The following is an 18,312-nucleotide window of genomic DNA, read 5'->3' as shown; positions in this document are numbered from 1 at the left end:
CGTGACATTTCCGGTACGCAAAGGTCGGCAACGCTGACCCATGCACGTCCTAGGATCGGAGTCCTGTCGCAGGCAAAGAAGCCTCGGCATCGGAGTTGAGCTTCCGCAATGTCCTGCGGAAAAAAAGAAGCCCCGGCAATGCCGGGGCTTTTGAATTTGGGTCGTGATGGTTTTTTGTCGCTTGCTTGGTCGTTTCGTTGACGTCCTCAGTAGCGCGCGATGACCGGCGCGTCGAACTTGTAGCTGGCGCGCACGACGGCCCACTGGATGTCGCGCGGCTTGGCATCGAAGGTGTAGTTCCCCGAGGTGCCGCCGAGCTGATAGGTCTGGCTGCCGAAGGCCGCGTAATTGTATTCGAGGCCGACGATCCAGTTGCGGGTGATGCCGTATTCCCAGCCGGCGCCGACGGTCCAGCCGTTGGCCCAGTGGGTCTGACCGCCCGAGCCCGTCGCCGGGCCAACGGTGTCGCTGACGTTGAGACGGTTGTTCACGCCGGCATAGCCGCCCTTGATGTAGAACAGATTGTTCTGCACGGCGAAGCCGGCACGGCCCACGACCGTCGCGAGCACGTTGGCGCGCCAGGTGAAGATGTCGTCGCCAGCACCGAAGGCGGTGTTCACGACCGTGCCCTTGTTGTCGAGGCCGGAGATCGTGCCTTCCACGCCGAACACGTAGTTGTTGGCCTGCCAGTTGTAGCCGATCTGCGCGCCGCCCATGATGCCCGCGCTGCGCTGACGATAGCCCTGTCCCGGAACGAGGTCGCCGAACGGCGCGCCGGTCCCGTTGTTGATGAACTGCTCGTTGGTCCAGGCGCCACCGATGTGGCCGCCGACATAGAAACCGGTCCAGTTGAACAGCGGCTCGACATAGACGGGCGCCTTCGTGTAGCGCGCACCGAGATCGGCGGCGGAGGCAGCGCCGGTCGAAACCAGAGCGGTCGTGCAGGCGAAGGCGGCAATCAATTTGTTACGCATGGTACACCCCGTGTCCTTTGATGGGCGCACGCTCACACGCAGGTCTTACTCAAATTTGAATCAAGAAAGTTAAGATGCCGGATTGCCACATAGTGCGCCGTGAATCCGTTTGCGCTGTTGCTCGCGCGCAACGCACCGCGCGCGATTTAACGCGGCATTATCCCTACCACCTGCTTGCATTACAGTGCAGGCGCGGCCTTCGACTGCACATGCTCGGGCCGCACGCCGATGGCCAGGAAGCGCGCGGGGATGCCTTGCAACCACGGCACGGCGGTGAGGACGCGCAGGACCAGCGGCGCCTTCAGCGGCCGATCGCCGCCCTGCAAGGCGCCGCTGATGATGTTGTTCTGCACGATCACCTGCATCGTCTGCGTCATCCGCACCGGGAACGCTCGGCGGCGCCGCACCGCATCGAGCTCATCCTCGGAGGGGCAGCCGCGCTGAAGCTTGTCCGCAAGCAGGTTTGCAGTCGCGACTGCGTCCTGCACGGCGAGATTGACGCCGACGCCGCCGACCGGCGACATCGCATGCGCGGCATCGCCGATGCACAGCAATCCTGGCCGCGTCCAGCGGCTCAGGCGATTGATCGCGACGGTAAGCAGCTTGACGTCGTCAAAACTCTTCACGTCGGCGATGCCGGATCTGAGGATCGGCGCCATGCGCACGACGTCGTCGAGCAGCGCCTGCAATCCCCTCGCCCTCACCGCATCGTATTGTCCCTTGGCGATGACATAGGCGCATTGCCAATAGTCGCCGCGGTCGAAGGTGACCATCATCTTGCCGGGCTCGATGCGCGCGAACAGGTTCTCGGTCTCGTCCGCCCTGCGGCCGACGCGGAACCACAGCACGTCCATCGGCGCGCCGATCTCCTCGACCGCAAGACCCGCGCGCTCGCGCACGGTCGAATGCCGGCCATCACAGGCGATGGTGAGATCGGCCTCGATGTCGACCGGGCCATCCGGCGTGTTCGCGCGCACGCCAGCAATGGCGTCACCGCGGCGGATCAGGTCGACGGCTTCCGTATTCATCATCACCTTGAGCGATGCGAACCGCTTGCCGGCCTCCCGCAGGAAATTGAGGAAGTCCCATTGCGGCATGAAGGCGATGAAAGGATATTTCGTGTCAAGCCGGCTGAGATCGGCGATGCGCACCTTTGTGCCGCCGAACAGGCCGTCCATCTTCTGCAAGCGCTGATGCGGCAGCTTCAGGAAGTCGTCGATCAGGCCGAGCTCGTCCATCACCTGGAGCGTCGAGGGATGCACCGTGTCGCCGCGAAAGTCGCGGAAGAAATCCGCATGCTTCTCCAGCACCACGACGTCGATGCCGGCGCGTCCGAGCAGATAGCCCAGCATCATGCCGGCCGGCCCGCCGCCAACGATGCAGCATCGGACGTTTGTCAGCCGGTTCGGTGCTTGATTGGTTGTCATTGTGGCGCGCTGCCGCTTGGAGGATGGGGAGAAGCTTAGCCCGAGTTCCACACGACCGCAGCGGTCATTTGAGATCCGCCGGAGGCCCGCGGTACCCGTCGGTGGCCGCCGAGACAGGAATATCTGCCCTCTCTCAAACGATTGAATGCAGCGGAGAAACCATCCGCATTCGTCGATCCGCGAGCAGAAGGTTCCGGTTCCACCAGCTCTAGCGCTCCGCCCGGTCCACAAGGAACCCTCTTCGAACCGTAGCGATACGGATTTTCCTGCCGTCCGGCGTTGCCTAAGATTCGACCTAAATCATAGGCGAGATTGTAAGTTGTATCGCCGAAGAAGATCGCGTCGCTCAATGAACGCGGCACTCGAGGGAACCAGGTGGGGAAATGGCAATGGCCGAGGCGTTGCAGATCAATTTCGCGTTGTGGGGTATGATCGTCTGCGCGGCGATCAAGATCAGTCAGTTTCTGGCGGCAGGTTAGCCGAACACCATCCAGCTGATCGCGGCAAGCGCAGCGCGGGTGATGACATAGAGCCAGCAGATCATCGCGACGCCGACAGCGGTTAGATAGGCGCCGGCAAAGGCACGCTCGCGGAGCGGCGTCTTGTTGCCAGCGAATTTCTCGGCGTCCGCGCGCAAGCTGGCCTGATTAGCTATATCCGACATGTCTCACCTCCGGCGACGGAGTATGGCGCAGGAATGTTGCGTCCAGCCGACAGCAACGTGGAAAGCGCGGGGGCGGTAGCCTGGCAAAAGCAAAAAGCCCTAAAATATCTGGCGCACATTCCGCTGCCGGAACCTGCAAAAAAACGTAGCCTTGCAGGTTTTTCCCAACCCCGCCACCATTCTAAGGTTGCGCATTGTCCGAGCAGCATGCGCCCGACGGGCCGCGGGCGCTGCGTAGATCGTGGTGCACGATCGCAGGGGCTAGGCGCTCCCGAGCGTCACGACGCGGCTGATGATCGAGCGGCGTCAATTGTTGCTGCGGTTCGCCGTGCGGAAACTCTTGATCTCCGAGACACTGCCGTCACGATAAGTCAGCTCCACCGAAACGAATTGCGTGGCGGGGCCGAGCTTCATGTAGAGCGGCATGCCGGCAGTGATCGCGCTGGGATCGCGCATGTCGCAATTCGGCATCTTCAGCACTTGATTGGGCACGGCAGTGTCGATGCCGATCCGCACCTCGCGGATGGCGCAGCGGTAGGACACGAGGTGCGTGTAATAGACCAGCAGCCCATTGAACTCGCGAAATGACAGCCAGCTCGTCGCGGTCATGTCGAGGATCTTGCGCTGGTCGCGGATCAGCGCGGCCTCGGGATCGAACCTGATCGGGAACGGCCCCTGCATATCGCCGGACTGGTCAACATAGCGGACCTCGATGGTGCCGGCCTGCGCATCCGGCGGGAGCTCGATCGAGGGGTTTGGCATCCGCTTGCGGGTGCGCGGATCGAGCGTGTCGATGAAACCGGTCTCGCGGAACTCGCCCTTGCCGGCCATGCGCCAGGATATGCCGAGCGTCGGATCGGCGAAGGAGAACACCACGCTCCAGCCGCCATTGTGGCGCGAGAAGCTCGCGATCGGCGCGTTGGTGGTGTCCTCCTTCGGCACGCGCGGCACCGACACCGGCGGCAGCGCGGCGACCTTCTGCGGCGGTGGCTCGGCCGGCCGCACCGCGGCGCCCTTGGCGATGCCGCTGAGGAAGACGTCGTCGACCATCTGGTCGAAATAGACCGGCACCTGCTTGTGCCGGACGGTGTCGGCCATCTCGCTGACCATACGGCGGGTGCGCTGCGCCACCTGCACGAGGTTCTCGCCGGGCTGGAGCAGCTCCTTGGCGAAGGTGCGCGTGAACACCGAATTGGGATTGGCGTCGTCATTGGACAGACGGTCGAGCGCGGTCTGGCGGGGACCTGCCGAAAACACCGAGAACACGCCTTCGGGCAGCTGCGTCATCGGCGCGAGCCCGCCGCCGCCGGCAACCGCACGCGTGCCGGCGCGTTCGAATGGATTATTGCGACAGGCATCGAACACCAGGATCGAGGTCCGCGCCTTCTTGTTCTGGAGCCGCTCGACGATCCGGTCGGCGAGGATGGAGGCGTCGCGCACCAGCTCTTCCTGACCTTCGGTCGCTGCCGGCACGTCGGTCGGCAGCAGATAGTTCTGGCCCGCGATCTCGAAGCCGTGGCCGGCGTAGAAGAAGAACGCGGTGTCGCCGGGCTCGATCGCCCGGTCGAAAGCGAGCAGCGTCTCGGAGAATTGCTGACGGTTCTGGTTCTCGGCGACCATCACCTGGAAGCCGAGCTGCTTCAGCGTATCGCCCATGGTGCGGGCATCGTTGACGGCCTTGAGCAGCTTCGGGACGTTGCGGTAGTCGTTGTTGCCGACGACGAGCGCGACGCGCTTCTCGGCATGTGCGGGCAGCGCGACGCCGCCAAGGCTCATCGCTAGACCAAGGGCCGCCAGAATTCTGAAAAGCCGACGCGTCATCGAATAAATCCCATTGCAGAACGGCCGGTCCCCGGCTCCCTCGAACTGTCGTTCATTGAAGCCTCCGCCGCTGATGTGATAGTCGGCCGAGCCATATCGGCGGTTCAAGGGCTCCCCGCTTCGAGCGCCCCGGTTCCGTCATCTGGCCTATGGCAGATTCGGCCGGAATCTGCTTTTTCTAGGGCGTCGCGCTGCAAGCGGGGGCTGCCGTGTATCGCTGGTGTACTGACGAAGTCGAACCGCATGACCGCTTCGACTATTGGCGCGAGGTGCGGGCCAAGGGATTGTTCGGCGTCACCGCCGAGCTCGAGCGCGAACGGCGCGCGGACTTCTTCGGCGAATTCTCGCTGCGCCAGCTCGGCGGCGCCGGCCTCGTCGAGCTGAAGGCCTCGCCCTATACGGTCGAGCGCAGCGCATCCGACATCGCCTACGCCCCTGGCGATTCCATCTGCGTCTACCAGCAGCTCGGCAGCGGCGGCTGGTTCGGCGGCATGCGCGCAAGCGAGTTCGCGATTGCCAATGGCAGCTTCGCCACCAGCCATACCGACCTGCCCTACCGCACCGCGCCGCTCGCCGCCGGGGGCTTCCACCTGCGAATCGTGAAGATCCCGATGAGCAGCATCCCGGCCCAGGACAAGCGGATGCGCGAGCTCGCGCCGAAGACCTTCAACGACCACGCTTTGGCGCCCTTGCTCGCGGCCTGCTTCACCGATCTCGGCGAGGGCGCCGCGGATGAGAGCGCGACCGACGCGACCTCCCTCGTCCAGGCCCTCGCCCATCTGGCGCTGATCGAGCGCGGCATCGTGCGGCCGGGCAGCCGCCGCGGACAGGCCGCGCTGCGGACCGCCCGCCTCTCGCAGGCGCGGCACCTGATCGTGCGCCACCTGCAAAACCCAGATCTGGCGCCGGCCATGGTGTCCGACCAGCTCGGCGTGTCCGTGCGCCACCTCCACATGCTGTTCGAGGCCGCCGAGAAGAGCTTCTCGCAGACCGTGACCGACGAGCGTCTGAAACAGAGCCGCCGCCTGATGCGCGAGGCGCCGGAACGGCTGATCGCCGACATCGCGACCTCGTGCGGCTTCGAGAGCCTTGCGACCTATTACCGGGTCTTCAACGCCGCCTATGGCATGGCTCCAGGCGATTTCCGCGCCCAGGGGCCGGAGGGGCGCTAGGCGCGCCCCTTGCGGTTCCAGCCCGGCGGAAAACCCCTGACGCACCCGGTATTTGGCTAAAAACCTCAGGTTTTTTAGGGTCTTCCCGCGCCCGCTCCATTGACTTTGGCCAATTCCTGCCTATGTTCCGGGGCGACGCGGCTCAGGTCGAAGACCGATTCCTGAGCCTGGCGCTTTGTCCGCGTGAGTCAGCACCCCCAGCTTCTTTGAGAGCGCGCCGTTTCGGGGTGGAACGCGACAGCCTTATTACCCTCGATTCCGAACGGCGGTTTCGACCAGAGGCTCAATGTCCTTTTCAAATCTCGGACTGTCCGAAAAAGTCCTCGCCGCAGTAGCGGCCACCGGTTACACCAATCCCACCCCCATTCAGGAACAGGCGATCCCCCACGTCCTCGCACGCAAGGACGTGCTCGGCATCGCCCAGACCGGCACCGGCAAGACCGCGGCCTTCGTGCTGCCGATGCTCACCATCCTCGAAAAGGGTCGTGCCCGGGCGCGCATGCCACGCACGCTGATCCTGGAGCCGACCCGCGAGCTCGCGGCGCAGGTCAAGGAAAACTTCGACCGCTACGGCGCCGGCCAGAAACTCAACGTTGCGCTACTGATCGGCGGCGTCTCGTTCGGCGACCAGGATGCCAAGCTGATGCGCGGCGTCGACGTGCTGATCGCCACCCCGGGCCGCCTGCTCGACCACACCGAGCGCGGCGGCCTGCTGCTCACCGGCGTCGAGCTGCTCGTCATCGACGAAGCCGACCGCATGCTGGACATGGGCTTCATTCCCGACATCGAGCGCATCTGCAAGCTGGTCCCCTTCACGCGGCAGACCCTGTTCTTCACCGCGACCATGCCGCCGGAGATCCGGCGCATCACCGAGGCCTTCCTGCACAACCCGCAGAAGGTCGAAGTCTCCCGCCCCGCCACCACCGCCGTGACCGTGACGCAGGCCCAGGTGCCCGCCGGGCGCGAGGCGCACGAGAAGCGCGAGCTGCTCCGCCGCCTGCTGCGCGAGGCCAAGGACCTCAAGAACGCGATCATCTTCTGCAATCGCAAGCGCGAGGTCGCGATCGTTCACAAATCGCTCCAGAAGCACGGCTTCAGTGTCGGCGCGCTGCACGGCGACATGGACCAGCCGGCCCGCATGGCCGCGCTCGATCAGTTCCGCAAGGGCGAGCTGCCCCTGCTCGTCGCCTCTGACGTCGCCGCGCGCGGCCTCGACATCCCCGAGGTCAGCCACGTCTTCAATTTCGACGTCCCCCATCACGCCGACGACTATGTCCACCGCATCGGCCGTACCGGCCGCGCCGGCCGCACCGGCACCGCGATCTCGATCGTGACGCCGCTCGACCAGAAGTCGATGGCCGCGATCGAGAAGCTGATCGGCCAGAGCATTCCGCGCGCCGAGGGCGACTACGAAGTCCATGCGGACTCGGGCGAGCAGAGCGAGCGTCCGCGCGGACGGGAACGCGAGCGTTCACGCGGCGGCCGCGGCAAGCCGCAGCGCGTCGCGACCGCGAACGCAGCCATGAGCCGCGCGAGCCGCGTGGTGAGGCACGACACGCTTCTGAAAGGCCTTCAGCCGAAGCACGGCCCGCCGCTGAGGCGAGGCCCGCACGCGAGGCAAGGCCTCCGCGCGAAGCCAGGCAATCATCCGAGCCGCGTCACGGCTCGCGCCAGCAGGCCAGCAATTCGCATGTGCCGTCGATCGGCCGTCCCGAGCCACGCCGGCAGCGCGAGGCCGACACCGAGCCGGGCGATCATTCGCACCTGCCGGCGTTCCTGCTCCGGCCAGTGCGCTCTTCGCCCGCCGGCGCTTGAAGCGCGATGCTTCAGGTTGGTTGAGACAGACGTCCACACACTTTTTCAGATGCATTCGTGAACGTATATTTACGGGTCGTTCACGATCGTCCGTTAGCCTACGAACATAATTTAAGCATTGCAGTGATCGGCCGCGTACCGATCGCCGTGGGGTATGTTCTGTGGTCAAGGTGCTCGACGAACACGAACGCACGATGGCGTTCGCCGAGGTAGCGCTCGGTCAGATCCGATCGCTTCGGCAGACGGCAATTCCCCGCAATTACGAGATCTGGTACGTGTACGCCACCGGCTACAACGCGCCGCTCAACAAGATCATCAACGAGACGCTGGCGCGCAACGGCAAGCTGACCGAAGCCGATCTCGAGCAGATCTACGAGACCTATCTCTCCCACATCAAGACCACCGACCGCATCGACAAGGTCGGCGCGCGCGTCATCGGCGAGATCGACGACGTGATGAAGGTCCTGGGCGAAGCGCTCGGAATGACCGGTTCCTACGATGCCAGCCTGTCGGGCGCGACCGCGAAGCTGGCCTCGGCCAAGAACCGCGACCAGGTCAAGGCGATCGTCGAGACGCTGCTGCGCTCGACCAGCGAGATGCGCGAGACCAACAAAGCGCTGGAAGACCGGCTGACGCTGTCGAAGAACGAGATCAGCAACCTCCAGCAGAGCCTGGAGGCGATCCGCGCCGAGAGCCTGACCGATCCGCTCACCGGCCTCGGCAACCGCAAATATTTCGACCGCATGATCGGCATGGCCGTGCAGAGCGCGCTGGCGAGCGGCGAGCCGTTGTCGCTGCTGCTGTTCGACATCGATCACTTCAAATCGTTCAACGATTCCTACGGCCATCTCACCGGCGACCAGGTGCTGCGGCTCGTCGGCCTGTCGCTGAAGCAGACCATCAAGGGCCAGGACATCACCGCGCGCTATGGCGGCGAGGAATTCGCGGTCGTGCTGCCCAACACGGCGCTGCGCCAGGCCCTCACCGTGGCCGATCACATCCGCCGTGCCGTGATGGCGAAGGAATTGAAGAAGAAGTCCACCGGCGAGATCCTCGGCCGCGTCACCATCTCCGTCGGCGTCTCCATGCTCAAGGAAGGCGACGACACCGACGCGCTGATCGAGCGCGCGGATGCCTGCCTCTACGCCGCCAAGCGCAACGGCCGCAACCGCGTGATCTGCGAAGCCGATCCGGAGTTCGCCGTCGAGAGCCACAGCCGCGTGGCCTGAGGCGGCTCGTCGCGCGCTTGACTTTCCAATCTGCCGAACGACATCTTCCTCGCTGCCTGAGCATCGAGGATTTGTCGTCGTGGCCAACAATCCGCATGACTTTCACACGCCGCAGCCGTCCTACACCAGGGACGAGCTGCTGAGATCGAGCGAAGGCGGCTATTTCGGCCCGGGCAACGCGCAATTGCCGGCGCCGCCGATGCTGATGATGGACCGCATCACCGAGATCAGCCTGGACGGCGGCACATACGGCAAGGGCCACATCGTCGGCGAGCTCGACATTGTCCCGGGCCACTGGTTCTTCGACTGCCACTATCGCGGTGACGCGATGATGCCAGGAAGTCTCGGCCTGGACGCGATGTGGCAGATGATCGGCTATTGGCTCGGTTGGTCGGGCTCACCGGGCAAGGGCCGCGCCATCGGTGTCGGCGAAGTCGAGGTCACGGGCGCCATCACGCCGCAGACGCGCTCCGTGCGCTACGAGGTCGCCATGCGCATGGTCCGGCGCGGCAAGCTGGTGCTCGGCATTGCCGATGGCCGTGTGGTTGCGGATGGCGTCAGCGTGTTCGTAGCGAAGGATATGCGGGTTGGTTTGACGAAAGCCGCGGACTAATTCTCAGGTCTCGTAGGATGGGCAAAGGCGCATCGCGCCGTGCCCACGACTTCTCGCGATGACAATCCTAATCGTGGGCACGCTCCGCTTTGCCCCCTACCGCACCGTCTTCTTGGCTGCCTTGTCGGCCGACCGCTTCTTCGCTGCGGCTCTCTTCGGCGCGGCCTTCTTCGCAGTCTTCTTCGCCGCCACCTTCTTCCGCTTCGGCCGCTTCTTCACCTTGGCGCGCTGGGCCGCGGCGAGCGCCGCCCTTGCCCATTGCGCAAGCTCGGCGGAATCGTCGAACAGCCGCGCCGGCAGCTCCCAGTAGGAATTGACCGTCACGGTCTTGGCGCGGGTCGAGTACTGGAACGGCTTTGACCCCTCGGCCTCAAATTCCGGAATGGTCACCTCGTCGGCGCGGAAGAACAGGCCGGCCCGCAGGGACAGCGCAAAGTTGGTGCCGTCGGCGGAGATGCCGTAGCCGGAGAACATTTTTCGGATGGTGACGGGACCGAAATCGGCGAACAGGTCGATCAGGAATTCGCGGTCCATTGGACTCCCCCGCCGTCGTCCTCGCGAACGCGGGGACCCATAATCACAGGGAGGAGTTTAGCGAAGACTGGCAGCTAAGAAAGCGTGGTACTGGTACCGCACGTCACCGCTAGATCACGCGGTATGGGTCCTGGCGTTCGCCAGGACGACGGCGGAGCGAGAGGAGAAAGCTGGGCTTACCCGTCGATCTTCGCCGGCCGCAACTCGACCGACTCGCCGCAGCCGCAGGCGGAGATCTGGTTGGGGTTGTTGAAGACGAACTGGGCCTGCATCTTGTCGGCCTTGTAGTCCATCTCGGTGCCGAGCAGGAACAGCACGGCCTTGGGGTCGACCAGGATCTTGACGCCCTTGTCCTCGACGACCTCGTCGGTCGGGCGGATCTCGTGGGCGTATTCGACCGTGTAGGACTGGCCGGCACAGCCGCCGTTCTTCACGCCGACACGCAGGCCGACGATCTCGGAATCGGCGCGCTGGGTCAGCTCGGTGATGCGCTGGGCAGCGGCATCGGTCAGCCGCATCACCTGCGGGCGGGGCCGCCGGGGCTTTGGTGTCGAAGCTGATGTTGCCTGGGTCATGTTATCTATGTGGTCCGTTGCGGAGCGAATTCAATGCGGGCCGAGACCGTCACCACATGTTGAGCACGAGGCGGGCCTCGTCGCTCATGCGTTCCGGCGACCATGCGGGCTCCCAGACCACCTTGACGTCGACCACGCCGACGCCGGGGACGCTGGCAACCGCGTTCTCGACCATGGTCGGCAGCTCGCCGGCGGCCGGACAGTTCGGCGTCGTCAGGGTCATCAGCACGTCGACCGAGCGATCATCCTTGATCTCGACCTTGTAGATCAGGCCAAGCTCGTAGATGTCGGCCGGGATTTCCGGATCGAACACGGTCTTGAGGCCGGCGATGATCTCGGTGGTCAGGCGCTCGGTCTCCTCCGGCGGCAGCGCCGAGAGAGTCTCCATCGGATTGGCTTTGATTTCGGCCGTGTCACTCATGCGAACAAATCCCGCGCCTTGAGCAGCGCCTGTGCCAGATGATCGACTTCTTCCCGCGTATTATACATGCCGAACGAGGCCCGGCAGGTGGCGGTCACGTTGAACCGCTCTAAAAGCGGCATCACGCAATGCGTGCCGGCGCGCACCGCGATGCCCTGGCGGTCGATCACGGTGGCGACGTCATGGGCGTGCGCGCCCTTGAGCTCGAACGAGATCACCGGCCCCTTGCCGCGGGCCGTGCCGATCAGCCGCAGCGAATTGATCTCGCGCAGCTTCTCCTGGGCGTAGGCAGTCAGGTCGGCTTCGTGCGCGGCGATGCGCTCCTTGCCGATCGAATTGACGTAGTCGATGGCAGCGCCAAGCCCGACGGCCTCGACGATCGCGGGCGTGCCCGCCTCGAACTTGTGCGGGGGATCGCCATAGGTGACGATCTCGCGCGAGACCTCGCGGATCATCTCGCCGCCGCCGTTGTAGGGGCGCATCGCGACGAGGTGGTCGTACTTGGCCCAGAGCACGCCGATGCCGGTCGGACCGTACACCTTGTGCCCGGTGAAGACGTAGAAATCGCAACCGAGATCCTGGACGTCGACGGGCAAATGCACCGCGCCCTGGCTGCCGTCGACCAGCACCGGGATGCCGCGGGCGTGGGCAATTCTGACGACGTCCTTGACCGGCACGATGGTGCCGAGCGCGTTCGACATCTGCGTGATCGCGACCAGCTTGGTCTTCGCGGTCAGCAGCTTCTCGAACTCGTCGATGAGGAAATTGCCCTCGTCGTCGACCGGCGCCCACTTGATCACGGCACCCTGGCGCTCCCTAAGGAAATGCCAGGGCACGATGTTGGAGTGATGCTCCATGATCGAGAGGACGATCTCGTCACCGTCCTTAATGTTCGGGCTACCCCACGAAGACGCGACCAGATTGATCGCCTCGGTCGCGTTGCGGGTGAAGATCACTTCCTCGGTCCGCGCAGCATTGATGAACTGCGCCACCTTGGCGCGGCCACCCTCATAGGCTTCGGTCGCAGCGTTGGCGAGGTAATGCAGGCCGCGATGCACGTTGGCGTATTCGGACTGATAAGCCTGCGTCATCCGGTCGAGCACGGACTTCGGCTTCTGCGCCGAGGCGGCGTTGTCGAGATAGACCAGCTTCTTGCCGTAGACTTCCAGGGCGAGCGCTGGAAAGTCCTCGCGCACGCGCGCGACGTCATAGGCGCCGTTCTTGACTGCGGGATGGGTGCTCATGACCGCCGCTCCAGCCAGCGCTCGGCGATGCCGATCACGTGCTCGCGCAATCCGTCATCAGCGATCTGCTCGATCGCCTCACCGACGAAAGCCTGGATCAGCAGCGCCTGAGCCTGCTTCTCCGGCAGACCGCGCGCCTTCAGATAGAACACCAGGCTGTCGTCCAGCGCGCCGGCGGTAGCGCCGTGGCCGCAGGAGACGTCGTCGGCAAAGATCTCGAGCTCGGGCTTGTTGTCGGCCTCGGCCTCGTCCGAGAGCAGCAGCGCCCGGGTCATCATCTTGCCGTCGGTCTTCTGCGCATCGGGACGGACGATGATGCGGCCCTGGAACACCGAATGGGCGCGATCGTCGATCACGGCACGGAAGACCTCGCGGCTGACGCAGTTCGGCACGGCATGATCGACCACCAGCGTGGTGTCGCCATGCTCGGTCTTCTGCAACAGGTTGACGCCATTGGCGGAGAGCTCGCTGCCCTCGCCTGCCAGCGTGATGAAGCCCTGCAGGCGGCTGACGGCTGCGCCGGTGGTCATGTTGAAGAAGTTCAGCTTGGTGTTGGCGCCGACGGTGACGAATTGCGAGGTGACGTTCACCGCGTCAGGCGCGTCGTCCATCAAACGGATATGGGCGATGTCAGCGTCATCGCCAATCCAGAGGATCACCGCATCGTTGACCTGGTAGCCGCTCGCCTTCCCGGCCGCGACGAAGCTCTCGACGATTGTGGCGCGCACGCCTTTGCCAATCCGCAGATGCGAGCGAGTGAACGCGGACGCGCCAGCCGCGGTCGCAATGTGGATGACCTGGATAGGCGCAGACAGCTGCGTGCCGTCGGCCACCGAGACCACCACGCCATCCGTCGCCATCGCCGCATTGAGCGAGATCACCGCATCGGTCGCGGCGGTCTGGAGCAGATCGCTGGTGGCGGGATTTGCCTCGTTCGCCAGCACCTCGCGCAGCGTCCTGAGGCTCGCTTCGGACGAGAGTGCCTTGACGTCGGAGAGATCGGCCACGAACGCACCGTCGACCAGCACCAGCTTGCGGGCGCCTGCGATCGCATGCGCCTTCACGGCCTCCGCGGCAGCTTTGAGCGCAGCCGCATCGGGGCTGGCCGCCAGCGGCAGCACCTCGCCGACCAGCGCGCGCAGATCGGTATATTTCCATTCCTCGATCCGGCGATGCGGCAGGCCGAGACGCTCATAGGTCTCGAACGCCTCGCGGCGGCCGGCGATCACGGACGGCGAACCCGGCAGGCGGCCTTCGGCGCTGGCGAAGAGATCGCTCACCGCGCGGCCGTTCCCGGTCTTTGCCACAGCAACGTTCATCGCAAAAATCCTTACGCGTCCTCGAACTGGGCGTAGCCGGACGCCTCCAGCTCCAGCGCCAGATCCTTGGCACCGCTCTTCACGACCCGACCGCGCGACATCACATGCACAAAATCAGGCACGATGTAGTTCAGCAGCCGCTGATAGTGGGTGATCACGACCATCGCGCGCCCAGGCGAGCGCAGCGCGTTGACGCCGTCGGCGGCGATGCGCAGCGCGTCGATGTCGAGGCCGGAATCCATCTCGTCGAGGATGCACAGGCTCGGCTCGAACAGCGCCATCTGAAGCACCTCGTTGCGCTTCTTCTCGCCGCCCGAGAAGCCGACATTGACGCCGCGCTTGAGCATGTCCTGCGGGATGTTCAGCGACTTCGAGACCTCGCGGACCTTCTTCAGGAAGTCCGGGGTGGAATATTCGCTCTCGCCGCGCGCCTTGCGCTGCGCGTTCAGCGCGGTGCGCAGGAACGTCATGGTGGCGACGCCGGGAATCTCGACCGGGTACTGGAAAGCCAGGAACACGCCCTTCGCGGCACGTTCGTCCGGGTCCATCTCCAGGAGATCCTCGCCCTTGAACAGGATCTGGCCGTCGGTGACCTCGTAGCCGGGCTTGCCCGCGATGACGTGCGAGAGCGTCGACTTGCCGGAGCCGTTCGGCCCCATGATCGCGTGCACCTCGCCCTCGTTCACGGTCAGCGTCAGCCCGTGGAGGATCTCACGCTCCTCGACACGAACCTTGAGGTCTTTCACTTCAAGCAAAGCCATCGTGGTATCCAGTCTATTCAATTGATGTTGGAGCGCCTCAGCGCGCCGCGAGGATCGGCGATCAGCCGACCGACCCTTCAAGCGAGATCGAGATCAGCTTCTGCGCTTCCACCGCGAATTCCATCGGCAGTTGCTGCAGCACGTCCTTGACGAAGCCGTTGACGACGAGGCCGACAGCCTCTTCCTGCGAAAGGCCGCGCTGGATGCAGTAGAACAGCACGTCCTCGGAGATTTTCGAGGTCGTCGCTTCGTGCTCGAACGTTGCCGACGAGTTCTTGGCTTCGATGTACGGCACGGTGTGCGCGCCGCATTTGTCCGAGCCGGTTTCGACCTGGGTCCAGGAGATCTTGGAACGATCACCGCGGCAGTCACCACGCTTGGTGACGAAGTTGTAGATGCCGCCCTTGCCTTCCGAATTGCCGGGATACCAGTTCTGCACTGTCGAATATTTGATCTCGGCGTCGTCGAGCGCGACGAGCTCGACCACGGCCGCATGCAGCTGATTCTCGTCGCGCTGCGGCGCGGTGCAGCCTTCGAGATAGGAGACGTAGGAGCCCTTGTCCGCGATGATCAGCGTGCGCTCGAACTGGCCGGTGTTGCGCTCGTTGATGCGGAAATAGGTCGACAGCTCCATCGGGCAGCGCACGCCCGGCGGCACGTAGACGAACGAGCCGTCGGAGAACACCGCCGAGTTCAGCGTCGCATAGAAATTGTCCGAGGTCGGAACCACCGATCCCAGATATTTCTGCACCAGCTCAGGATGCTCGCGGATCGCCTCCGAGATCGGCATGAAGATCACGCCGGCCTTCTTCAGCTCCGCTTTGAACGTGGTCGCAACCGAGACCGAATCGAACACCGCGTCGACCGCGATCTTGCGGTTCGGCGTCTGCTCGCCGCCGGGTGGCGGCTCAACGCCCTCGAGCGCCGCGACCTCGCGCAGCGGGATGCCGAGCTTCTCGTAGGTCTTCAGGATCTCCGGATCGATCTCGTCGAGCGAGGTGACCGTCTTCTTCGGCTTCGGCGCCGCGTAATAGTAGATGTCCTGGAAGTCGATCTTGGGATACTCGACGCGCGCCCAGGTCGGCTCGGTCATGGTCAGCCAGCGCCGATAGGCCTCCAGCCGCCACTGGAGCATCCAGGCGGGCTCGTTCTTCTTCTGCGAGATGAATTTTACGATCTCTTCCGACAGCCCCTTGGGGGCCTTCTCGGACTCGATCAGGGTCTCAAACCCATATCGATACTGGTCGCCGATGCGCTTCACGCGCTCGACTGTCTCTTGTAAAGCTACCATTGCCCGCTCCACTGGAGCAACGACAGCTCCCGCCGGCGGGGACTCCGCCGCAATCGATCCAAGCGGATCGCGCAAGTCGCCGGCAACTCGGGGCCAGCGAGTGAAAGAAGAAGACGAATCCGACGGACGGCGGCTGTCGATAGCGTCTTCATCATGTTTCGCGCAGAAGCTCCCCTCATCGACTACTCCACCTATGCCGGCACACAGGTATCTGGCACCGGGCAAACGACGGCGCATTGCGGCGCGTCAAAGTGCCCCTCACATTGGGTACACTGGGTCGGATTGATCACATATATATCGTTCTTCAGGCTGATCGCGGCATTGGGACATTCGAACTCACATGCACCGCACACGGTGCACTGGGATGCGATTATCTTGTAGGCCATCACTGCGATTCCATGAGCGAAGTTTGCGGACAGTTTCTTGCTTTCAAGTCTTGTGCCAAACAGATTAACTCGATTTTGTCTGAGCTATTTTTGATAACGCAAGTCGCCGCCTCGACACGGTGTCGCAAATCCTACAACGCGCATGACAGTAGCTTGAGCTCGATGCCGTGGTTTGCGCATGGTCCATCTCACGGCAGTCAGCGATCAGGTGAACCGCGTTCGCCAAGCTCAGGGAACGATCTGCGATCCTTGCTAAGGCCCCCGCGCCGCGGCGATGATGGATGCGCCGCGCGACTTCAAAAAGTTCTCCGCCGGTGCGTCGGGTCGCCCCCGAGCCGCCTCTTGATGGTTCCACTCACCGGTACAGCGGCGGCGCCGGCGACAGCACCACGGTAAATAACCCGCGGCAGTCATCACCGGCCCGGTTGGCGTCTCCACAGCCGGTCCGATTGGCGGCGATCAAGCCAGACAAAGTCGCCGGTGATCGCGGGCCCCCGTGGACGCATGTTCAATTGGCTCGGCTTACCTGGCAAAACCGGCATTCATATGCGCTATATGGGCGAAAGTACATTGTCTCGCATCGTGGGGGCTAAAGCGAGGCGCTCGTCTGGCGATCCTTCGCTTCGCTCCACGTTCGAAATGCATGCCGGCGCCGGTAGCAGATCGATGGAGCCGAAAAAAAGAAGCCACCCCGGAGGAGGGTGGCCTAAGTCAGGGAGGAAATGCCCATAAGGGCCTCTGGGATCAGGCCGCAGCCTGTTCGATCGGTGAGAAGGGCAGCCCGAGGCTTTCGGCCGCCGCTTCGTAAGTTAGCCGGCCCCGATGGACGTTGAGACCTGCGCGCAAATGCGGATTTTCGAGCACGGCGGTAAAGCCCTTGTTGGCCAGAGCCAAACCAAACGGCAGCGTCGCGTTGTTCAGTGCCTGGCTCGAGGTCAGCGGCACGGCCCCGGGCATATTGGCCACGCAATAATGAATGATGCCATCCACTTCGTAAGTAGGATCAGCGTGAGTGGTTGGGTGCGATGTCTCAAAGCAGCCGCCCTGATCGATAGCGACGTCCACGAGCACCGCCCTCTTGCGCATCGAGCTCAGCATGCTCCGGCGGACCAGCTTCGGCGCGCTCGCACCTGGAACGAGCACCGCACCAATCACCACATCCGCCGCAAATACCTCTTCCTCCACAGAGTCGATAGTCGAAAACCTGGTGCGAGCGCGTCCTTCGAATAGCTCGTCCAACTCGCGGAGCCGGAGTATCGAACGGTCGATGATGGAGACCTCTGCGCCCAGACCAACCGCCATGCGTGCCGCGTGCGTACCAACGACGCCACCTCCGATCACCACGATTCGGGCAGGCTGAACACCAGGCACTCCACCGATCAACAGCCCTCGTCCGCCTGCACTCCGCTTCAGGGCGCTGCCCGCCGCTTCGATCGCAAGCCTACCCGCGACCTCGCTCATCGGCGCCAGCAGCGGAAGACCACCATGCGGATCAGTTACGGTCTCGTAGGCGATCGCAGTGCATCCAGATTTCAGCAGGCCCTTGGCCTGATCCGGGTCGGGGGCCAGATGCAGATAAGTGAACAGGATCTGATTTTCCCGCAGCTGACACCACTCGGACGGCTGAGGTTCCTTAACCTTTACGATCATCTCGCTCGATGCGAATACCTCAGCTGCGGAAGTTAGAATCGTTCCGCCAACAATGCGATAATCGTCATCGGTTGCACCAATGCCAGCGCCGGCATTGGTCTCGATCATCACGCGGTGGCCCGCTGCCACGTATTCGCGGACAGCTCCCGGGGTAAGGCCCACGCGATATTCGTGCACCTTGATTTCCTTGGGGACTCCGACCTTCATTTGAAAACTCCTGCCTGAAGCGCCTTTCTAATCGGAAGCGAGCGGCGATGCTGCGACGCTGCCGTCAAAACGGCGCAGAAATTCAACGATATTTGACAAGGTTCGCAGGATTTCAAACCCATGGGTGCCGAGCGGATCGTGTGACCATGCGCTGCGCAACCGTCGAAACTGCGCGATGGCCATGAATCGTTTCGAATTGCGTTCTCGGC

General features: G+C 63.8%; 17 protein-coding genes and 1 pseudogene. 4 read left to right on the top strand and 14 right to left on the bottom strand.

The window, feature by feature from the left end:
* Positions 1-206: 206 nt before the first annotated feature.
* The 4 genes from FOM02_RS17990 to FOM02_RS17975 form a co-directional block, all read right to left on the bottom strand.
* Positions 207-974 (bottom strand): outer membrane protein, encoded by a 768-nt coding sequence (locus FOM02_RS17990; RefSeq protein ID WP_027557867.1) that lies wholly within the window; start codon positions 972-974, stop codon positions 207-209.
* Between the two features lie 179 nt (positions 975-1,153).
* Positions 1,154-2,401, bottom strand: coding sequence for an FAD-dependent oxidoreductase (locus tag FOM02_RS17985; protein ID WP_181411716.1), 1,248 nt, complete (start codon positions 2,399-2,401; stop codon positions 1,154-1,156).
* A 475-nt stretch (positions 2,402-2,876) separates the two neighbouring features.
* Positions 2,877-3,065 (bottom strand): hypothetical protein, encoded by a 189-nt coding sequence (locus FOM02_RS17980; RefSeq protein WP_027557865.1) that lies wholly within the window; start codon positions 3,063-3,065, stop codon positions 2,877-2,879.
* A 306-nt stretch (positions 3,066-3,371) separates the two neighbouring features.
* Entirely contained in the window at positions 3,372-4,886 is a 1,515-nt protein-coding gene (locus tag FOM02_RS17975) for a caspase family protein (RefSeq protein ID WP_265441946.1), read from the bottom strand.
* 209 nt (positions 4,887-5,095) lie between these two features.
* Here FOM02_RS17975 and FOM02_RS17970 point away from each other — a divergent pair, with 209 nt between their 5' ends.
* From FOM02_RS17970 to fabA, 4 genes and pseudogenes are all read left to right on the top strand, one after another.
* Positions 5,096-6,058 (top strand): helix-turn-helix domain-containing protein, encoded by a 963-nt coding sequence (locus FOM02_RS17970; protein WP_027557863.1) that lies wholly within the window; start codon positions 5,096-5,098, stop codon positions 6,056-6,058.
* 286 nt (positions 6,059-6,344) lie between these two features.
* Positions 6,345-7,873: pseudogene (locus FOM02_RS17965) on the top strand (DEAD/DEAH box helicase).
* 161 nt (positions 7,874-8,034) lie between these two features.
* Positions 8,035-9,102, top strand: coding sequence for a GGDEF domain-containing protein (locus FOM02_RS17960; RefSeq protein ID WP_027557861.1), 1,068 nt, complete (start codon positions 8,035-8,037; stop codon positions 9,100-9,102).
* Positions 9,103-9,181: 79 nt separating this feature from the next.
* On the top strand, positions 9,182-9,715 hold the full coding sequence (gene fabA, locus FOM02_RS17955; RefSeq protein ID WP_027557860.1) for a bifunctional 3-hydroxydecanoyl-ACP dehydratase/trans-2-decenoyl-ACP isomerase: 534 nt from the start codon (positions 9,182-9,184) through the stop codon (positions 9,713-9,715).
* A gap of 96 nt (positions 9,716-9,811) precedes the next feature.
* On the opposite strand, the gene FOM02_RS17950 is transcribed toward fabA, so the two are convergent.
* The 10 genes from FOM02_RS17950 to FOM02_RS17905 form a co-directional block, all read right to left on the bottom strand.
* Positions 9,812-10,249 carry a TfoX/Sxy family protein gene (locus tag FOM02_RS17950; protein WP_027557859.1) on the bottom strand — a complete coding sequence of 146 codons (438 nt, stop codon included), beginning with the start codon at positions 10,247-10,249 and terminating at the stop codon, positions 9,812-9,814.
* Between the two features lie 176 nt (positions 10,250-10,425).
* Positions 10,426-10,824, bottom strand: coding sequence for a HesB/IscA family protein (locus FOM02_RS17945; protein WP_027557858.1), 399 nt, complete (start codon positions 10,822-10,824; stop codon positions 10,426-10,428).
* Between the two features lie 49 nt (positions 10,825-10,873).
* Positions 10,874-11,245 carry an SUF system Fe-S cluster assembly protein gene (locus FOM02_RS17940; protein WP_027557857.1) on the bottom strand — a complete coding sequence of 124 codons (372 nt, stop codon included), beginning with the start codon at positions 11,243-11,245 and terminating at the stop codon, positions 10,874-10,876.
* On the bottom strand, positions 11,242-12,489 hold the full coding sequence (locus FOM02_RS17935) for a cysteine desulfurase (RefSeq protein WP_027557856.1): 1,248 nt from the start codon (positions 12,487-12,489) through the stop codon (positions 11,242-11,244). The genes FOM02_RS17940 and FOM02_RS17935 overlap by 4 nt, the downstream gene beginning before the upstream one ends.
* The gene (gene sufD, locus FOM02_RS17930) at positions 12,486-13,808 is read right to left on the bottom strand and encodes a Fe-S cluster assembly protein SufD (protein ID WP_265441945.1); all 1,323 of its coding nucleotides are present in this window, start codon (positions 13,806-13,808) and stop codon (positions 12,486-12,488) included. Before sufD ends, FOM02_RS17935 begins: the two co-directional genes overlap by 4 nt.
* 11 nt (positions 13,809-13,819) lie before the next feature.
* Positions 13,820-14,569, bottom strand: coding sequence for a Fe-S cluster assembly ATPase SufC (gene sufC / locus FOM02_RS17925; RefSeq protein ID WP_027557854.1), 750 nt, complete (start codon positions 14,567-14,569; stop codon positions 13,820-13,822).
* 61 nt (positions 14,570-14,630) lie between these two features.
* The gene (gene sufB, locus FOM02_RS17920; protein WP_265441944.1) at positions 14,631-15,860 is read right to left on the bottom strand and encodes a Fe-S cluster assembly protein SufB; all 1,230 of its coding nucleotides are present in this window, start codon (positions 15,858-15,860) and stop codon (positions 14,631-14,633) included.
* 191 nt (positions 15,861-16,051) lie between these two features.
* On the bottom strand, positions 16,052-16,246 hold the full coding sequence (locus tag FOM02_RS17915; RefSeq protein ID WP_035730311.1) for a 4Fe-4S binding protein: 195 nt from the start codon (positions 16,244-16,246) through the stop codon (positions 16,052-16,054).
* A 744-nt stretch (positions 16,247-16,990) separates the two neighbouring features.
* Complete coding sequence (ald, locus tag FOM02_RS17910) at positions 16,991-18,103, bottom strand: alanine dehydrogenase (RefSeq protein WP_265441943.1); 1,113 nt, start codon at positions 18,101-18,103, stop codon at positions 16,991-16,993.
* A 27-nt stretch (positions 18,104-18,130) separates the two neighbouring features.
* Complete coding sequence (locus FOM02_RS17905; RefSeq protein WP_265441942.1) at positions 18,131-18,286, bottom strand: hypothetical protein; 156 nt, start codon at positions 18,284-18,286, stop codon at positions 18,131-18,133.
* Between the last annotated feature and the right edge of the window lie 26 nt (positions 18,287-18,312).

Source organism: Bradyrhizobium sp. SEMIA, from assembly GCF_014844175.1.
Lineage (GTDB): Bacteria > Pseudomonadota > Alphaproteobacteria > Rhizobiales > Xanthobacteraceae > Bradyrhizobium > Bradyrhizobium arachidis.
This window is presented reverse-complemented; position numbering and strand designations above follow the sequence as displayed.

What these genes read in the sequence shown, in the direction of transcription:
- FOM02_RS17935 (WP_027557856.1), bottom strand. Translation starts at nt 12,489, where the DNA reads ATGAGCACCCATCCCGCAGTCAAGAACGGCGCCTATGACGTCGCGCGC.
- sufD (WP_265441945.1), bottom strand. Translation starts at nt 13,808, where the DNA reads ATGAACGTTGCTGTGGCAAAGACCGGGAACGGCCGCGCGGTGAGCGAT.
- FOM02_RS17980 (WP_027557865.1), bottom strand. Translation starts at nt 3,065, where the DNA reads ATGTCGGATATAGCTAATCAGGCCAGCTTGCGCGCGGACGCCGAGAAA.
- FOM02_RS17940 (WP_027557857.1), bottom strand. Translation starts at nt 11,245, where the DNA reads ATGAGTGACACGGCCGAAATCAAAGCCAATCCGATGGAGACTCTCTCG.
- FOM02_RS17945 (WP_027557858.1), bottom strand. Translation starts at nt 10,824, where the DNA reads ATGACCCAGGCAACATCAGCTTCGACACCAAAGCCCCGGCGGCCCCGC.
- sufB (WP_265441944.1), bottom strand. Translation starts at nt 15,860, where the DNA reads ATGGTAGCTTTACAAGAGACAGTCGAGCGCGTGAAGCGCATCGGCGAC.
- FOM02_RS17985 (WP_181411716.1), bottom strand. Translation starts at nt 2,401, where the DNA reads ATGACAACCAATCAAGCACCGAACCGGCTGACAAACGTCCGATGCTGC.
- FOM02_RS17975 (WP_265441946.1), bottom strand. Translation starts at nt 4,886, where the DNA reads ATGACGCGTCGGCTTTTCAGAATTCTGGCGGCCCTTGGTCTAGCGATG.
- FOM02_RS17950 (WP_027557859.1), bottom strand. Translation starts at nt 10,249, where the DNA reads ATGGACCGCGAATTCCTGATCGACCTGTTCGCCGATTTCGGTCCCGTC.
- FOM02_RS17905 (WP_265441942.1), bottom strand. Translation starts at nt 18,286, where the DNA reads ATGGCCATCGCGCAGTTTCGACGGTTGCGCAGCGCATGGTCACACGAT.
- sufC (WP_027557854.1), bottom strand. Translation starts at nt 14,569, where the DNA reads ATGGCTTTGCTTGAAGTGAAAGACCTCAAGGTTCGTGTCGAGGAGCGT.
- FOM02_RS17915 (WP_035730311.1), bottom strand. Translation starts at nt 16,246, where the DNA reads ATGGCCTACAAGATAATCGCATCCCAGTGCACCGTGTGCGGTGCATGT.
- FOM02_RS17990 (WP_027557867.1), bottom strand. Translation starts at nt 974, where the DNA reads ATGCGTAACAAATTGATTGCCGCCTTCGCCTGCACGACCGCTCTGGTT.
- ald (WP_265441943.1), bottom strand. Translation starts at nt 18,103, where the DNA reads ATGAAGGTCGGAGTCCCCAAGGAAATCAAGGTGCACGAATATCGCGTG.